General features: G+C 64.0%; 11 protein-coding genes. 7 read left to right on the forward strand and 4 right to left on the reverse strand.

The window, feature by feature from the left end; genetic code table 11:
* Window positions 1-222: 222 nt before the first annotated feature.
* Together EFR00_RS19370 and EFR00_RS19375 are read right to left on the reverse strand one after the other, a co-directional pair.
* On the reverse strand, window positions 223-3,999 hold the full coding sequence (locus EFR00_RS19370; protein WP_077992641.1) for a peptidoglycan-binding protein: 3,777 nt from the start codon (window positions 3,997-3,999) through the stop codon (window positions 223-225).
* A gap of 337 nt (window positions 4,000-4,336) precedes the next feature.
* Window positions 4,337-5,020: a DNA-3-methyladenine glycosylase I gene (locus EFR00_RS19375; protein WP_038686765.1), complete on the reverse strand. Its 684-nt coding sequence runs from the start codon at window positions 5,018-5,020 to the stop codon at window positions 4,337-4,339.
* Between the two features lie 250 nt (window positions 5,021-5,270).
* On the opposite strand from EFR00_RS19375, the gene EFR00_RS19380 reads away from it, so the two are divergent.
* From EFR00_RS19380 to EFR00_RS19400, 4 genes are all read left to right on the forward strand, one after another.
* The gene (locus EFR00_RS19380) at window positions 5,271-7,067 is read left to right on the forward strand and encodes an acyl-CoA dehydrogenase C-terminal domain-containing protein (protein WP_077992640.1); all 1,797 of its coding nucleotides are present in this window, start codon (window positions 5,271-5,273) and stop codon (window positions 7,065-7,067) included.
* A gap of 194 nt (window positions 7,068-7,261) precedes the next feature.
* A complete protein-coding gene (locus tag EFR00_RS19385) occupies window positions 7,262-8,470 on the forward strand; it encodes an acetyl-CoA C-acetyltransferase (protein ID WP_077992639.1) in 1,209 nt (402 codons plus the stop codon).
* 144 nt (window positions 8,471-8,614) lie between these two features.
* Window positions 8,615-10,831: a 3-hydroxyacyl-CoA dehydrogenase NAD-binding domain-containing protein gene (locus tag EFR00_RS19390; protein WP_039617802.1), complete on the forward strand. Its 2,217-nt coding sequence runs from the start codon at window positions 8,615-8,617 to the stop codon at window positions 10,829-10,831.
* 460 nt (window positions 10,832-11,291) lie between these two features.
* Complete coding sequence (locus EFR00_RS19400; RefSeq protein WP_003545273.1) at window positions 11,292-11,501, forward strand: cold-shock protein; 210 nt, start codon at window positions 11,292-11,294, stop codon at window positions 11,499-11,501.
* A 163-nt stretch (window positions 11,502-11,664) separates the two neighbouring features.
* On the opposite strand, the gene EFR00_RS19405 is transcribed toward EFR00_RS19400, so the two are convergent.
* Entirely contained in the window at window positions 11,665-12,165 is a 501-nt protein-coding gene (locus EFR00_RS19405) for a MarR family winged helix-turn-helix transcriptional regulator (protein ID WP_077992637.1), read from the reverse strand.
* Window positions 12,166-12,223: 58 nt separating this feature from the next.
* Here EFR00_RS19405 and EFR00_RS19410 point away from each other — a divergent pair, with 58 nt between their 5' ends.
* Window positions 12,224-12,628, forward strand: coding sequence for a GFA family protein (locus tag EFR00_RS19410; protein ID WP_039617806.1), 405 nt, complete (start codon window positions 12,224-12,226; stop codon window positions 12,626-12,628).
* A gap of 73 nt (window positions 12,629-12,701) precedes the next feature.
* Window positions 12,702-13,139 carry a YybH family protein gene (locus EFR00_RS19415; protein ID WP_077992635.1) on the forward strand — a complete coding sequence of 146 codons (438 nt, stop codon included), beginning with the start codon at window positions 12,702-12,704 and terminating at the stop codon, window positions 13,137-13,139.
* Between the two features lie 15 nt (window positions 13,140-13,154).
* Here EFR00_RS19415 and EFR00_RS19420 read toward each other — a convergent pair whose 3' ends face one another.
* Window positions 13,155-14,345, reverse strand: coding sequence for an MFS transporter (locus EFR00_RS19420; RefSeq protein WP_077992633.1), 1,191 nt, complete (start codon window positions 14,343-14,345; stop codon window positions 13,155-13,157).
* A gap of 137 nt (window positions 14,346-14,482) precedes the next feature.
* On the opposite strand from EFR00_RS19420, the gene EFR00_RS19425 reads away from it, so the two are divergent.
* Window positions 14,483-15,040, forward strand: a complete 558-nt coding sequence (locus EFR00_RS19425) for a TetR/AcrR family transcriptional regulator (RefSeq protein ID WP_039617812.1) — start codon at window positions 14,483-14,485, stop codon at window positions 15,038-15,040.

Below are 15,040 nucleotides of genomic sequence, written 5' to 3' on the forward strand. Positions count from 1 at the left end.
GGGATTTGCTGACGGAGTTGGCAGACTCCTTTCGGTTCGCGCCGCAATGGTTGCCCCTCACCCTAACCCTCTCCCCGTAAAAACGGGGCGAGGGGACGTGCCTTGCGAGATGCCAGTGAGGGAGGGAGAGGTCGCGGCAAATCCCCTTCTCCCCGCATGCGGGGAGAAGGTGCCGGCAGGTGGATGAGGGGCCGGTCTCGCCGATCTCCGGCGCGCCGCGCCTCAAATCGCCTTGGCCACCTGCTTGTTGCGCTCGAGCAGCGCCTTGACCGTCGCGTCGGTCACCTTGCCGTCCGGCTGCTGGCCGATCGACTTCTGGAAGTTCTTGATCGCGGTCACGGTCTTCGCGCCCATTTCGCCGTCCGGCACGCCGGCGTCGAAGCCGTTATTGTTGAGGATAGCCTGGATGTTGCGGATCGCCTTCTTCATGTCGACGGAGGCCGTCTTGGCGCCGGTGCCCGCCCATTCGTCGGGGATGTCGATGCCGTTGGCGCGGTGGTCGAGCGGCTCCGGCTTCCAGAGATCGGCCTTGGCGCGGGCGCGCTCGAGCTGGTCGGGCTTCATCGCGTTGGCCACCTCGTCGCGCTTCTGGGCCGCATCCTTGTCACCGGCCTTGGCGGCGATCGCAAACCATTTGTAGGATTCTTCGAGGTCGGCCGGAACGCCGTTGCCCCTCGCGCAGAGGATCGCCAGGTTGAACTGGCTGTCGGTGATGCCGAGGTTGGCGGCCTTGATGAACCAGGAGGCGGCCGTCGCATAATCCTGCTGGCCGAGCGCGCCGGAGGCGTAGAGGACGGCGAGGTTGTGCATGGCGCTGGCATTGCCCTGGTTGGCCGCCTGTTCGTAGAAGGACCTTGCCTTGGCAATGTCGCGTTCGACGCCGTTGCCCTTTTCGTACATGCTGCCGAGCCGGTACTGCGCCGGCGCAAAACCCTTGTCGGCCGCGAGCTGGTACCAGGTCGCCGCCTGCTTCTGATCGACCGCCACGCCGTTGCGGCCGTCCGAATAGCGCGCGCCGATCTCGAACAGCGCCAGCGCATCGCCGCCCTGCGCCGCATCGGCAAGCGATTTCGGCTGCACGGTGTCGGGAATGGTGATGGCGGCCTGCGGTGCTGCGGCCGGCGTATTCGGAAGGAAGCCCGATGTCTCCTGCGTCGGGCTGGACGAAGCGGCGGGCGCAAAAGTTGCAGCTCCTTCGCCGTCGAGCGGGGCAGCGTCGGTCAGATGATCGCCGGCGGTGGGTGAGGTTGATTCCGGCTGCGCCTGTTCGCCGGCCGGGGGAGCCGTTTCGGCTGCGGGAGCGGTCGTAGCGGCAACGCCGGCGTCCGTCTGGGCGGGTGTCGCTTCAGGCAGGGCCGGCTGCGGGTTTTCCGTCGCTCCGGTCAGCGCCGAGACCTCCGCCGGCGCCTGCGGCGCGGGTTCGCCGCTCGTCAGCGTCCGGGCCAGCGGAAAGGCCATGATGGCGAGCAGCACGGCGCCGATCGCCAGCAGGATCGGCCGGCGGTAGCGCGAAAAGGCGCTGACCTTGCCGGTTTTGCCCGTCTGGTCGGTCTTGCCCAGCTTGTCGGCCTTGGCAGTGGCGCTCTTCTTTTCGGCCTTGGGAGCTGCCTGCTTTGGGTTGGCGTCCACTTCCATCGCGGCTGCCTGCGCCGCACGGCGGGCCGCGGCGATGTAATCGGCGCGATCGGTTTCGCCGGGAGGTTTGCCGCGCGCGGCATTCTGGCTGGCGCGCACCCGTTCAAGGATCTTCTTGACGTCAGGCGCGCCCGAACCCGGCTCGAGCAGTTCATTCGCCGCATCCGTCGGCACCACGTCGGCAGGATCGATCGACGGCGCGGGGTCGATCACCGCGCGTTCGGCGCCCTTGGTCTCGGCTTTCTTGCCGGGGCGCAACCGCTTGCCGAGGCTGGCGAGCAGACTGGATTTTGCCGGCGCGGGCGTCGCGGCCTCCGGCACTCTGGTCGCGGCTTCGATGGCGATCGCGCTCGTCGCGCTCATGGCCGCGGCCTGGGCCGGGGCGGCAGGTTCGGCTGCGATCTCCGCCGGGCGGATGACCGGAGAGGCCATTGCTGCCGGGGCAGCTTCGGGCGTCCGGGCGGCCTCGGCCACCATCAGCGCGTAAGGGTCGACATCGAAATCGACGTCGGCGACCGGCATCGGGGGGGCCGGCCGTCCGCGCTCTTCCATGCCGTCGAGGCGGTCGGCAATATGCACCAGCGTCTCGTGCAGCGCCTTGAAGGTCTTGTGCGTGCGTTCCTCGCTGTCGCGGCTGATATCCTCGAGGTGGCGCAGATCCTCGGCCAGCGCCGTCAGGGCCGACATGTCGGCGGAGGGCACGCCGCCCTGCAGAGCGCCATTGCGCGAATAGGCCTCGACGACGGCTTCCGCCGCCTGGCGTGCGGCTTCGATGATATATTCGTCGCTCGTCGCCATATAATCTTCGATCGCGCCCATGCGCCGGTCGAGATCGGCGGGGATCGCAGCGCTTTCGCGCGGCTCGCTCATCAGCGCCGAAAGATTGGCGATCTGGTCCTCGAGGTTCTTCAGCGCCCGAGGATCTGTCGGCGGTGCTGCGGTGCTCTCCTCCAGCCGGGCGGCAATATCGCTCAGGCGCCCTTCCAGACGCCGGAAGGCGCCGTCGTCGATCGCCGCGGCCGGCGCCGGCTGCGGATGGGCCATCTCGTCGATTCGCCGGGCGAGATAATCGAGCCGCTGCGCCAGCACGTCGTTGACGGCGCCGTTCTCGAGCGCGTCGATCTTGCGGGAGATGTCGGACAGCGGTCCCGTGAGGTCGGGCTGCGCGGCCGTCTGCTGCGTGCGCTCCAGCAGATAGGAAAGATGTTCCAGCCGCTCGTCGAGCCGCGACGTCGCTTCGGCGTTGGTCAGATCCTCGACACGTTCCGTCAGCGCCTCCAGCCGCATCGCCAGCTCATCGGCCGGCGTCGCCCGGCTGGCGGCATCATGGCTCATCACGTCGATCTGGTCGGCGAGTGCCGAAAGCCGGCTTTCCAGCCGCTGCATCAGCGTCGGATCGCTGTTGGCGGCCGCACGTCCGCTGGCCGCGATCGCCCGGCTGATCTCGTCGAGCCGCATGTCCATGGCGGCGAACTGTTCGGCCATGACCCGGTCATGCGGCTGGATCATATTGCCGAACTGCTCCATCGCCGTGGCGATGGCGATGAGCTTATCTTCCAGCGCGCGAACCGCCGGGCTTTCGCCCATGCCGCCGATATGGCGCTTGATGTCGTCGAGCCGGTAGGCGAGCGAAACCAGTTCTTCCTGCAGCCCCTCTGTATCGAGTGCGGCAAGCCGGTTCTCGAAGCCGTCCCAGCGACTTTCCATGTGACGCAGCGATTCCTCGCGCGCCAGCCCGTCCATCAGCGATCGCAGATCCTCGAAATCTTCACGCAGGCCGGCCGCTTCCGCGCTGCCCGAGCGTCCGGTCAGCTGGGTGATGCTCTGGGCGAGGCGGTTCATGTCGGCGCGGATGTCATCGGCGAAGCGGCCGTCGCCGGCACTTGTTTTGATCTCGCGCAGTTCCGTGCGCAGCGCATTCATCTCGCGGGTAACGCCTTCGGAAATGTCGCGCTTCAGGTCCTGGCGCAGGTTGACGAGCGCCTGGGCGATCTCCGTCATCGTATCGTCGCCGGCGCGGAAGGCGGGTGCCGGCTGAGACGCTGTGGCGCGCGGCGCGGTTTCGCGGAGCTGCGGAGCCGGTTCGCGCCCGTAAGGCCGCTCACGACCGGCTTCCAGCGCGCGCTGGCGCTGGCGGATTTCAGCGAGCGGATCTGGCCGCGGCTCGATCGGCGCTCTGGCCGGGCGCGGCGAATTGGAGCTGGCGTAAACGTCGCGCTCGGCCGTTGCCGTGCGCGGTCGCGGTTCGCGCCCGCTGCCCATTAGCCCTTCGATGCGCGCCTCCAGCCCTTCGATCGTGCGGTTCAGCGCATCGAGCGAGGTCCTGTCGGACTGCCGGGAAGGATTTGATCGCGATCCGTTCATCTTCTTGCTCGCTTCGACTGCTCGACCTCTCGTCAGAGCTCGATCCGTGGCTTTTCCGTCTGTGGCCAGCGTCTTCACGCGGACCGGAGCGCATCATCCGAAAGAAGATCGTCGATTAGACTTTCCTCAGGCTGAACGATGTAGCGGCATCCTTTAGAAACGCGAGACGGGGAAAAGGAATGCGGGTCGCTACTGCTCAACCCGCACCTTTCACGAAACGTGGTAAACAAGCCGTTAATATCGATGAGAATTTTTTAACGTTTGCAGTCCAACGGCCGCTTTTGGCAGCAATTGCGGCTGAATTCGTCAAACCGGAAACGCATGACACGGCGGGATTTCAGTGCGCCGCATCGATCGAATAGGCGCTGATGCGGGAGAGATGAATGAAGGAAAGGCCGGTCTCCTCGGCCCAGTCGTTGAAGGCCTTCTGGATCAGCGGCTGGTCCTTCTTCGCCGTCCCGGAGGTAGACAGCGGCACGCCGGCCGATCTGAGGCAGGCAAGTACATCCATCGTCGCAACGAAGCTGTCGCGGCCGATGCCCCGCAGGAAATATTGCCCGGTCATGCCGCCGAGCCGGCTGCCGCGTTTGCTCAACAGGTCGAGGAGACCGACCTGGTCTTCCCGCGGCCAGTCGGCGAGGAAGACGCCGGCGCTGCCATATTCCTTCGCCAGCTCCCTGATGAAAGCGGCATTGGCGCGAACGGACATGATCTTCGCGCCGTTGCGGATGATCCGCTCGTCCGAGGTCAGTTCATGCCAATAATCATCGGGCGCGATATTCAGCATTGCCGGATCGAAACCGGAAAACGCCGCCTCGAAGCCCGGCCACTTCGCATCGATCACCTTCTGGACGAAGCCGCTGTAGAAGATGCGCCGGGTCATGTCGGCAAGAATACGATCGTCGGGCATGGCGCGCAGCCGGTCGTGATCCGGCCGATGCTTTTCCAGCAAGGCCTGCAGCGCGGCCGCTCCGCCTTTCCGCTCTTCCGCACGCTGCCTTATTGCCTCGAAACTGATCATGCCGGCCGCCCCTTACGCAATTGCCGTTGGAAAGAAGCCTCCGCTTATACGCCGTTCCACAATGGGCAAGGAAGGGGAGATGACGTCTCGTGCTTCCGGGCACTTCATCGCCCGCAGATTCGCGGTCCGCGAATTTTTTCGAGAAAGATGGCGAAGCTGCAGAATTTGACGTTTACGCAAACGTCAATATTTTGTAAGACAGTGCCCGAGGCCGGTGCGACCCGGTCAGTCGAATGGAGGAATTCGCGAAATGCCAGTCTACAAGGCCCCGGTGAACGATACGCTCTTCGTCCTGAATGATGTGCTGGGCCTCGAACGCTACAACAATCTGCCGGGTTTTGCCGATGCCACGCCTGACATGATCGAGGCGATCCTCGGCGAGGCGGGGAAAGTTGCCGAGGAGGCGCTCTTCCCGGTGAATTATTCCGGCGATCAGGAAGGCTGCCATCGCCACGACGATGCCAGCGTCTCGACACCAAAAGGCTTCAAGGAGGCTTATAGGGCCTATCGCGAAGGCGGCTGGATCGGCCTTGCCGTGCCTGAGGAATTTGGCGGGCAGGGGCTTCCCTATACGCTGCATTGCGCCGTCGGCGAATATACGTCCGCAGCCAACATGTCGCTGATGATGTATCCCGGCCTGACGCAGGGCGCGATCGCCGCGATCCTCGTCCACGGCACGCAGGAGCAGAAGGACACCTACTTGCCGAAGATGGTCGACGGTTCCTGGTCGGGCACCATGAACCTGACAGAGCCGCATTGCGGCACCGATCTCGGCATGCTGCGCACCAAGGCAGTACCGCAGCCTGACGGCAGCTACAAAATATCAGGCCAGAAGATCTTCATCTCCGCCGGCGAACACGACCTGACCGACAATATCGTCCACCTGGTGCTCGCCCGCATCGAAGGTGCGCCCGAGGGCACCAAGGGCATCTCGCTGTTCATCGTTCCGAAATTTCTGGTCGGCCACGACGGCGCGCTCGGTGCCCGCAATACCGTCTCCTGCGGCGCGATCGAGCACAAGATGGGCATTCACGGCAACGCCACCTGCGTGATGAATTACGACGAGGCGACCGGTTTCCTGATCGGCGCCGAAAACCGCGGCCTCAACGCCATGTTCGTGATGATGAACGAGGCCCGCCTGATGGTCGGTCTGCAGGGCATCGCCATTTCCGAGATCGCCTATCAGAACGCCGCCGCCTATGCCCGCGACCGCATCCAGGGCCGCTCGCTGTCCGGCGTCAAGGCGCCGGACAAGAAGGCCGATCCGATCATCGTCCATCCCGATATCCGCCGGACGTTGATGACCATCCGCGCCTTCAACGAGGCCGGCCGCGCCTTCCTGCTCTGGACCGCGCTCAAATCCGATATCGCCCACCGCGCCACCGACGAGAAGGAGCGCCAGACGGCCGACGATATTCTCGGCCTCGTCACACCGATCCTCAAGGGCGTGATGACCGACAAGGGCTTCGACCACGCTGTCATGGCCCAGCAGGTCTTCGGCGGTCACGGTTATATCGAAGAACACGGCATGAGCCAGTATGTGCGGGATGCCCGCATCGCGATGATCTATGAAGGCGCCAACGGCATTCAGGCGCTCGATCTCGTCGGCCGCAAGCTCGCCCTGAACGGCGGCCGCGCCGCCATGGCCCTGTTCAAGGAAATCGGTGATTTCTGCGAGGAGAACCGCGGCGACGAAAAGTTTTCCTTCTTCACCAAACATCTGAAGAAGGGCTTGAACGACGTCCAGGGCGCGACCATGTGGTTCATGCAGAACGCCATGGCCAAGCCCGACAATGCCGGCGCCGGCTCGACCGACTATATGCATCTCTTCGGCCTCGTCGTTCTCGGCTATATGTGGGCGAAGATGGCGAAAGCCGCCGAGGACGGCCTTGCGTCAGGTGATGGAACCCGTGAGGATTTCCTGAAGAACAAGCTGGTGACCGCCCGCTTCTTCATGGAACGCATTATGCCGGAAACCGCGCTGCGCAAGGCCCGCATCGAAGCCGGCGCCGATACGATGATGGAACTCGCCGCCGAAGCGTTTTAATTGAGGTTCCCCTTCTCCCCAGCGGGGAGAAGATGTCCGAAGGACAGATGAGGGGGTGAGCGACGAAGGAGCGAACGGCCGCGCGCAAGCAACGCCGAGTTTGCCGCGAGCGCCCCTCATCCGACCTTCTCCCCGAGGGGGAGAAGGAGTGTTGAAATTCACCGGCGCCGCCGCGCCGTCAGGGAGACGAGACAATGACCGAGGTTTTCATTTACGATCACGTCCGCACGCCGCGCGGCCGCGGCAAAAAGGACGGCGCCCTGCATGAAGTGCCGTCCGTCCGCCTTGCGGCCAAGACGCTGGAAGCGATCCGCGACCGCAACGGGCTCGACACCACGACGGTCGACGACATCATCATGGGTTGCGTCGATCCGGTCATGGATGCCGGCGCCGTCATCCCCAAGGCCGCCGCCTTCGAAGCGGGTTATTCCACCAGGGCGCCCGGCATGCAGATCTCCCGTTTCTGCGCCTCCGGCCTCGATGCCGTCAATTTCGGCGCCGGCAAGATTGCCCAAGGCGCCGATGACATCGTCATCGCGGGCGGCGTCGAAAGCATGTCGCGTGTCGGCCTCGGCATGTCGGGCGGCGCCTGGTTCATGGACCCCTCGGTGAATTTCCCGGCCTATTTCATGCCGCAGGGCGTATCGGCCGATCTCATCGCCACCAAATACGGTTTCACCCGGACCGATGTCGACGCCTACGCCGTCGAGAGCCAGAGGCGCGCGGGACATGCCTGGGAGCAGGGCTGGTTCGACAAGTCGGTCGTCCCGGTCAAGGATCAGAACGGCCTGACGATCCTCGATAAGGACGAGCATATGCGCCCGGGCACCGATATGCAGGCGCTGGCCTCGCTCAATCCGTCCTTCCAGATGCCCGGCGAGATGGGCGGCTTCGAGGCCGTCGGCATCCAGGCGCATCCGGAGATCGAGCGCATCAACTATGTCCACCACGCCGGCAATTCTTCCGGCATCGTCGATGGCGCCGGCGTCGTGCTGCTAGGCTCGAAGGCTGGCGGCGAAAGCATGGGGCTGAAGCCGCGTGCCCGCATCAAGGCCTTCGCCAATATCGGCTCCGATCCGGCCCTGATGCTGACCGGGCCTGTCGACGTCACCGAGAAGCTGTTGAAACGGACCGGCATGCGCCTTGCCGATATCGACCTCTTCGAGCTGAACGAGGCCTTCGCCGCTGTCGTGCTGCGCTACATGCAGGCCTTCGACATCGACCACGACAGGATCAACGTCAATGGCGGCGCCATCGCCATGGGCCATCCGCTCGGCGCCACCGGCGCCATGATCCTCGGCACGGTGCTCGACGAGCTTGAACGCCGCGACTTGAACACCGCGCTGGTGACGCTCTGCATCGGCGCCGGCATGGGCACGGCAACCGTAATCGAACGCGTTTGATGGGACCAAACCCTCCCCCTTGTGGGAAGGGTCGAGCAAAGCGAGGGGAGGGGTCTTTCCACCGAAGAGAAACCCCTCCCCAACCCCTCCCCACAAGGGGGAGGGGCTTCACCGCCAAAGAATTCAGGGAGAGGAATTCCCAAGATGAGCACCTACACCAATTTCACGCTCGAAACCGACGCCGATGGCATCGCTCTCGTCACCTGGGACATGCCCGGCAAATCGATGAACGTCTTCACCGCCGAGGTGATGCAAGAGCTGAACGCCATCATCGACGCAACCACGGCTGACACCGCCGTCAAGGGTGTCGTCTTCACCTCGGGCAAATCCTCCTTCTCCGGCGGCGCCGATCTTTCGATGATCAAGTCGATGTTCAGCTCCTATCAGGAGGAGAAGGCCAAGAGTCCGCAGACGGCGGTGCAGACGCTGTTTGGTTTGGTCGGCCGGATGAGCGGCCTGTTCCGCAAGCTCGAAACCTCGGGCAAGCCGTGGGTGTCGGCGATCAACGGCACCTGCATGGGCGGCGCTTTCGAACTGTCGCTTGCCTGCCATGGCCGTGTCGCCTCCAATGCCAAGAGCGTCAAGATCGCGCTGCCCGAGGTCAAGGTCGGCATCTTCCCCGGCGCCGGCGGCACCCAGCGCGTGTCGCGGCTCGCCAATGCCCAGGATGCGCTGCAGATGATGACGACGGGCCAGTCGCTCACGGGCTCGCGCGCCAAGGCGATGAACCTCGTGCATCAGGTGGTCGAGCCGGATCAACTGATCCCGGCCGCCAAGCAAATGATCAAGGACGGGCTGAAGCCGGTCGCCCCGTGGGACGAGAAGGGCTTCAAGCTGCCGGGCGGCGGCATCTGGACGCCGGCCTCCGCCCAGCTCTGGCCGGCCGCACCGGCAATCCTGCGCCGCGAAACCTCAGGCAATTACCCCGCCGCGCTCGCCATCCTGAAATGCGTCTATGAAGGCCTGCAGGTACCGTTCGACACCGGCCTGAAGATCGAGCAGCGTTATTTCACCGAGGTGCTGCAGACCCGCGAAGCCTTCTCGATGATCCGCTCGCTGTTCATCTCCATGCAGGAGCTCGGCAAGGGCGCCCGCCGTCCCGCCGGCATTCCGAAGACCGAACTCAAACATGTCGGCGTCGTCGGCGCCGGTTTCATGGGCGCCTCGATTGCCTATGTCACCGCCGCCGCCGGTCTCCCGGTGACGCTGATCGACCGCGACATGGAGGCTGCCGCCAAGGGCAAGGCCGTCTGCGAAGGCCTCGTCAAGGATTCCGTCGGTAAGGGACGCTTTACGCAGGACGAGGCGGCGGCGCTTCTCTCCCGCATCACGCCTGCCGCCGACTATGCCGGTCTCGCCACCGCCGATCTCGTCATCGAGGCGGTGTTCGAAGATCGCGAAGTGAAGAAATCGGTCATCGAGGCTGTTGAAGCGGTGCTCCCGGAAGGGGCGATTTTCGCCTCCAATACCTCGACCCTGCCGATCACGGGTCTTGCCAAGAATTCCAAGCGCCCGGCCGATTTCATCGGCATCCACTTCTTCTCGCCCGTCGAAAAGATGATGCTGACCGAGGTCATCCTCGGCAAGGAGACCGACGACAAGGCGCTCGCCGTCGCGCTCGACTATGTCGCGGCGATCAAGAAGACGCCGATCGTCGTCAACGACACCCGCGGTTTCTTCGTCAATCGCTGCGTTCTGCGCTACATGTCGGAAAGCTACGACATGCTGATCGAAGGCGTGCCGCCCGCCATGATCGAAAATGCCGCCAAGATGGCCGGCATGCCGGTCGGTCCCCTGGCGCTCAATGACGAGGTCGCCATCGACCTGTCGCTGAAGATCCTCAAGGCCACGGTCGCCGATCTTGGCGAGAAGGCCATCGACCCCAGGCATATGGAGCTCATCTCCCGCATGGTCGAAAAGGAGGGCCGCTTCGGCCGCAAGAACTCCAAGGGTTTCTACGACTATCCGCCGAAACCGGCGAAGAAGTCGCTTTGGCCCGAGCTCAAGGACTTCTATCCGCAGAAGCAGGCGGATGAGGTCGATGTCGCCGTCCTCAAACAGCGTTTCCTTGTCACCATCGCGCTCGAAGCCGCCCGCACCGTCGAGGAAGGTATCGTCACCGATCCGCGCGAAGCCGACGTCGGCTCGATCCTCGGCTTCGGCTTCGCGCCCTATACCGGCGGGGCGCTGAGCTATATCGACGGCATGGGTGTTAAAGCCTTCGTCGAGTTGGCGGAGAAGTTAGCATTGGCTTACGGAGATCACTTCAAGCCGACGCCGCTGCTGAAGGACATGGCCGCCAAGGGCGAGACGTTTTATGGGCGGTTCGATCCCTATGCGGGGGCGAAGGCAGCGGCGTAAGCGCGATCCGCGGCCTTGGTATTAACGGGAGTATCTTTACCGTTGTGCCGTGGCCGCCCCCCTCTGCCCTGCCGGGCATCTCCCCCACAGGTGGGGAGATCGCAAGTGGCTAAACCTTCCCGCCTCTCTACCGTTTCGCCCGGCGGACACCAGTTGTTTGGGGAAGCCGGTGCGCCCAGCCAATCTCCCCACCTGTGGGGGAGATGCCCGGCAGGGCAGAGGGGGGCTTACACGGCACGACGTAGTGAACACCCCGCCAAGCCGAATTCGACTTTCCCTTGCCGACGCCTTGCCGCGGACACAATTTGCAATTACATGTCTCCGCATCGATCTTGCTAGATGAACTTTGAAACGGCGCTTGCGTCGTTCCTGGCGACCTTCCTCCAAAATCGGTTTTCATCGCCGCTTGGGCTTTGCCCGGGCTGCAATCTTCTATGAGCGATTCGAAAAGGATATCGTCATGAGCACAGGTACCGTAAAGTGGTTCAACGCAACCAAGGGCTTCGGCTTCATTCAGCCGGATGACGGCGCAGCCGACGTTTTCGTCCACATCTCCGCCGTCGAGCGCGCCGGCATGCGTGACCTCAAGGATGGCCAGAAGCTGTCTTACGAGCTCGTCCGCGACAACAAGTCCGGCAAGATGTCGGCAGACCGCCTCCAGGCGGCCTAAATCTTGACGCGTCCTCTTGGACGCGTGGAGCTTTGAATATCATCTCCGGATCGTGACCACGGATGTACTGGCACGGTTCGTTGAGATGGCAGGGAAGGTCGGGTTAGCCCGGCCTTTTTGCGTTTCGGGCCGGCAGGCCAGAGGGGGCGCTCAGGGTGCGACCTCAACCTCCGGACGCCCCGTCACTCTCTAGCATCGCCATCACCCGCGCCATGACAGCCCGCGCCGCGTCGAGCTCGGCCGACGTAAACGCGGCGCCGAGCCCATCAGCCCATCCGGCCTGCGCCACCTCGATCACCCCCAGTTGCTCGGCCCCTTCGTCCGTCAGCCGCACCAGCTTCGCCCGCTGGTGCTCCGGATTGTCGGCATAGGCGATCAGCCCTTCGCCCGCCAGCACGTCGGCAAGCCGCTGCACACCCTGGCGGGCGAGGCCGAGCGCGCGCGCGATTTGCGCCACCGACATGTCGCCGCGCCGCGCCGCCGCCAGCACCTGCCAGCGCGCGCTCGTCTGTCCCGCGGGCTTTGCCAGCCGGTCGCCGGCCGCGGTCAGATGGCCGGCAAGACGAAGGGCCGTGATCGCGAAAGCGGAAAAGGCGTCCCCTTCCACGGTCCGCTCCGGTCGATTTTGTTTGACAACATGTTGTCTATTCTGTATCTCATCCATCGTGACAACATATTGTCATAGTTCTGCGCCCGCTGCAACGCCGAAGGAGGAGATCACCATGAAGAAGACCTACAGAGGAAGCTGCCATTGCGGCAAAGTGCACTACGAGGTGGACATTGACCTCGAAGCGGGCACCGGCCGCTGCAATTGTTCGATCTGCGCTAAGCGGCGCTATTGGGGCGCCAACGTCAAGCCGGAGGATTTCCGGCTGATGTGCGACGAGGAGGAGATGTCAGACTACCAGTTCAACACGATGAGCGGCCATCACCGCTTTTGCCGCACCTGCGGCGTGCCCGCCTTCGGCGACGGTTATGTCGAGGCGATCGGCGGAGCCTATGTCTCGATCAACATCGCCTGCCTCGACGATATCACCCCTGAGGAACTGGCGGCCTTATCAGTCCGTTATGCCGACGGCAGGCACGATGCCTGGTGGAACGAACCGGCGGTGACGAGTTATCTCTGAAGCAATTCAGCAGCCGATGTCGGATCGTCCTCCTCCCGTTCGTCCTCTGTCCACAACGGAAAGGAGAACGACCGTGAAAGACGAAGCCAGGATCGACGAAGAGGCGATCATCGCCATGCTGATGATGCGGGCCAAGGCGCTGGGCGAAAAGAACGCCGCGGAGGCGCTTTCCTATGAGGCCGAGGATTCCGTCGAGTTTTCGCTGGCGCCGCCGCTCGTCTACTACGGCCAGGACGAGGCGGGTCTGCAGGCGTGGTTCGACACCTGGGAGGGCCCGATCGGCGGCGAAGTGCGCGATGCCAAACTGACGGTCGGCGGCGATGTTGCGTTCTGGAGCGGTCTCATGCGCATGACCGGGACCAAGACCGATGGCGCCGAGGTTGACCTCTGGTTCCGCCAGACCCTCGGCATCGTCAAGCAAGACGGGCATTGGATCGTCGCTCACCAGCATGCCTCCGTGCCCTTCGCCATGGATGGCAGCGGCCGTGCATTGCTCGATCTCAAGCCGTGACGTGGGCCTTGTATGTCAGGCCATCTTCCTGCGGCCACTACGGACAGCGATGATCCCGATGCCCATCAAAAGCAGGATGGCCGTCGCATAGATATCCGTCGTCAGGCTATAACCTGCCGATTTCGCCAGGAGGCCGGCAAGGATCGCCGGCAGGCTGAAGGCGAGATAACTCTGGACGTAGAAGGCGGCAAGCAGGCCGGCCCGTTCCTCCGCCTTGGCAAGCGGCATGATGGTGCCGATCGAGCCGAGGAAATTGGTGCCGAAGCCGGCGCCGGTGAAGAGGGTGCCGACGAGAAGCAGCGGTACATTGGCAAGATGCACGCCGGCAACGACCGTCAGGATGCCGAGCGTTTTGGCCGACACGCCGAAACCGAGATTGGCCGATGCCGTCTTGCCGCGCCTGAGATAGACGGCGATTGCTCCGCTCACCATCAGCGCGGTCACGACAGCCCCGCCCGTCAGCGGCGCGCGACTGCCGGTCGTGCTGGCGACCAGCGACGGTACCAGCGAGAGGTAGAAGCCCGCAAGCGTCCAGTTGGCGATGTTGATCGGCGTCACCAGCGACAGCGGCCGCTTCACCTGCGGCGGAATGACGACCCGCGGCATCAGCGAGCCGAGCGCGCCGGGTCGCCTGCCGCCCGTCTCCCGGGTCAGCCAGATGCCGCCCGCCTGCAGGGTGAAGGCGATGATCAGCAGCGCATAGGTGAGATGCATCGGGAACGGGCCATATTGGATTAAGGCGCTGGTGCCGACCGCGCCGACTGCCATGCCGCAAAGCGGCGCGATCGAATTGACGATCTGCCCCTTTGCCCGATCGACATCGACAAGCGCCGCTCCGAGCGAAGCGCCGGCAATGCCGGTCGCCACACCCTGAACGGTCCGTGCCGCGATCAGCCAGCCGGGGCCGTTGGCGACGACGAACAGCCCCATGGCAAGGATTTCGAGCAAGAGGGCTGAGAAGATCACCGGCTTCCTGCCCAGATGGTCGGAGATCGAACCGGCGATCAGGAGCGCCGTCAGCAGGGCGAAAGCGTAGACCGCGAAGATCACCGTAATCACCACCGGCGAGAGCGAGAAGTTCTCCTGATAGATGCGGTAGAGCGGCGTCGGCGCCGCGGAAGCGCCGAAGAAGGTGGCGAGCGTCAGCGCGTGAAAGCCGATCGAGGGGGCTGGCGCATTCTCTGTGGATTTGGCTGAGGCGAGCATATATAAGCCCCTTAAAGCTAAGCCGTTGCGTTAGCTCCATCTAAGGCGCTTGCGGCATAAAGGCAAATTCTTTGCGTTAATGCATCTTTCAAAGATTTTGAACCATAGAACTGGAAGGCGTAAGTCGGGTTGCGGGCATGGCATTGAAAGAAAATCTCCGGCCGGGTGGCAGAAGTGCCCGGGTTCAGGCATCGGTTCACAAAGCCGTCCGCGAGCTGCTGGCCGAGATGAACCGCGCCGAGGTGACGATCCCGCTGATCGCTGCCAGGGCGGGGGTGACCCCGTCGACCATCTATCGCCGCTGGGGCGATCTGCAGGAGCTGCTGGCCGATGTCGCCGTCGAGCGGTTGCGGCCGGATATGCAGCCGGTCGATGCCGGCAGCGGCAGGGCCGACCTCGAAGCCTGGGCCGAGCAATATGCCGAGGAAATGACCTCCGGGCCAGGCCGTGAGATGATCCGCGATGTGCTGGCGGCGCAGGCCGGCGCCAATGCCTGCAAATGCGCCGAATATACGCGCCAGCAGATCGTCGTCATTGCCGACCGGGCGAAGGCGCGCGGCGAGGCCTTTCCCGATGTCGACCGTGTCATGGATGAGGTCGTGGCGCCGATCATGTACCGCATCCTGTTCGGCGACGTGCCGGATGCCGCGCGTGTGCGCTCTCTGGTCGCACGCCTCATGACCACGACGGACTGA

It is taken from the genome of Rhizobium sophoriradicis, assembly GCF_003939025.1.
In the GTDB taxonomy this organism is placed as follows: Bacteria; Pseudomonadota; Alphaproteobacteria; order Rhizobiales; family Rhizobiaceae; genus Rhizobium; species Rhizobium sophoriradicis.

Coding starts and splice junctions, on each gene's coding strand:
- EFR00_RS19370 (WP_077992641.1), bottom strand. CDS start 3,999: ATGAACGGATCGCGATCAAATCCTTCCCGGCAGTCCGACAGGACCTCG.
- EFR00_RS19375 (WP_038686765.1), bottom strand. CDS start 5,020: ATGATCAGTTTCGAGGCAATAAGGCAGCGTGCGGAAGAGCGGAAAGGC.
- EFR00_RS19380 (WP_077992640.1), top strand. CDS start 5,271: ATGCCAGTCTACAAGGCCCCGGTGAACGATACGCTCTTCGTCCTGAAT.
- EFR00_RS19385 (WP_077992639.1), top strand. CDS start 7,262: ATGACCGAGGTTTTCATTTACGATCACGTCCGCACGCCGCGCGGCCGC.
- EFR00_RS19390 (WP_039617802.1), top strand. CDS start 8,615: ATGAGCACCTACACCAATTTCACGCTCGAAACCGACGCCGATGGCATC.
- EFR00_RS19400 (WP_003545273.1), top strand. CDS start 11,292: ATGAGCACAGGTACCGTAAAGTGGTTCAACGCAACCAAGGGCTTCGGC.
- EFR00_RS19405 (WP_077992637.1), bottom strand. CDS start 12,165: ATGGATGAGATACAGAATAGACAACATGTTGTCAAACAAAATCGACCG.
- EFR00_RS19410 (WP_039617806.1), top strand. CDS start 12,224: ATGAAGAAGACCTACAGAGGAAGCTGCCATTGCGGCAAAGTGCACTAC.
- EFR00_RS19420 (WP_077992633.1), bottom strand. CDS start 14,345: ATGCTCGCCTCAGCCAAATCCACAGAGAATGCGCCAGCCCCCTCGATC.
- EFR00_RS19425 (WP_039617812.1), top strand. CDS start 14,483: ATGGCATTGAAAGAAAATCTCCGGCCGGGTGGCAGAAGTGCCCGGGTT.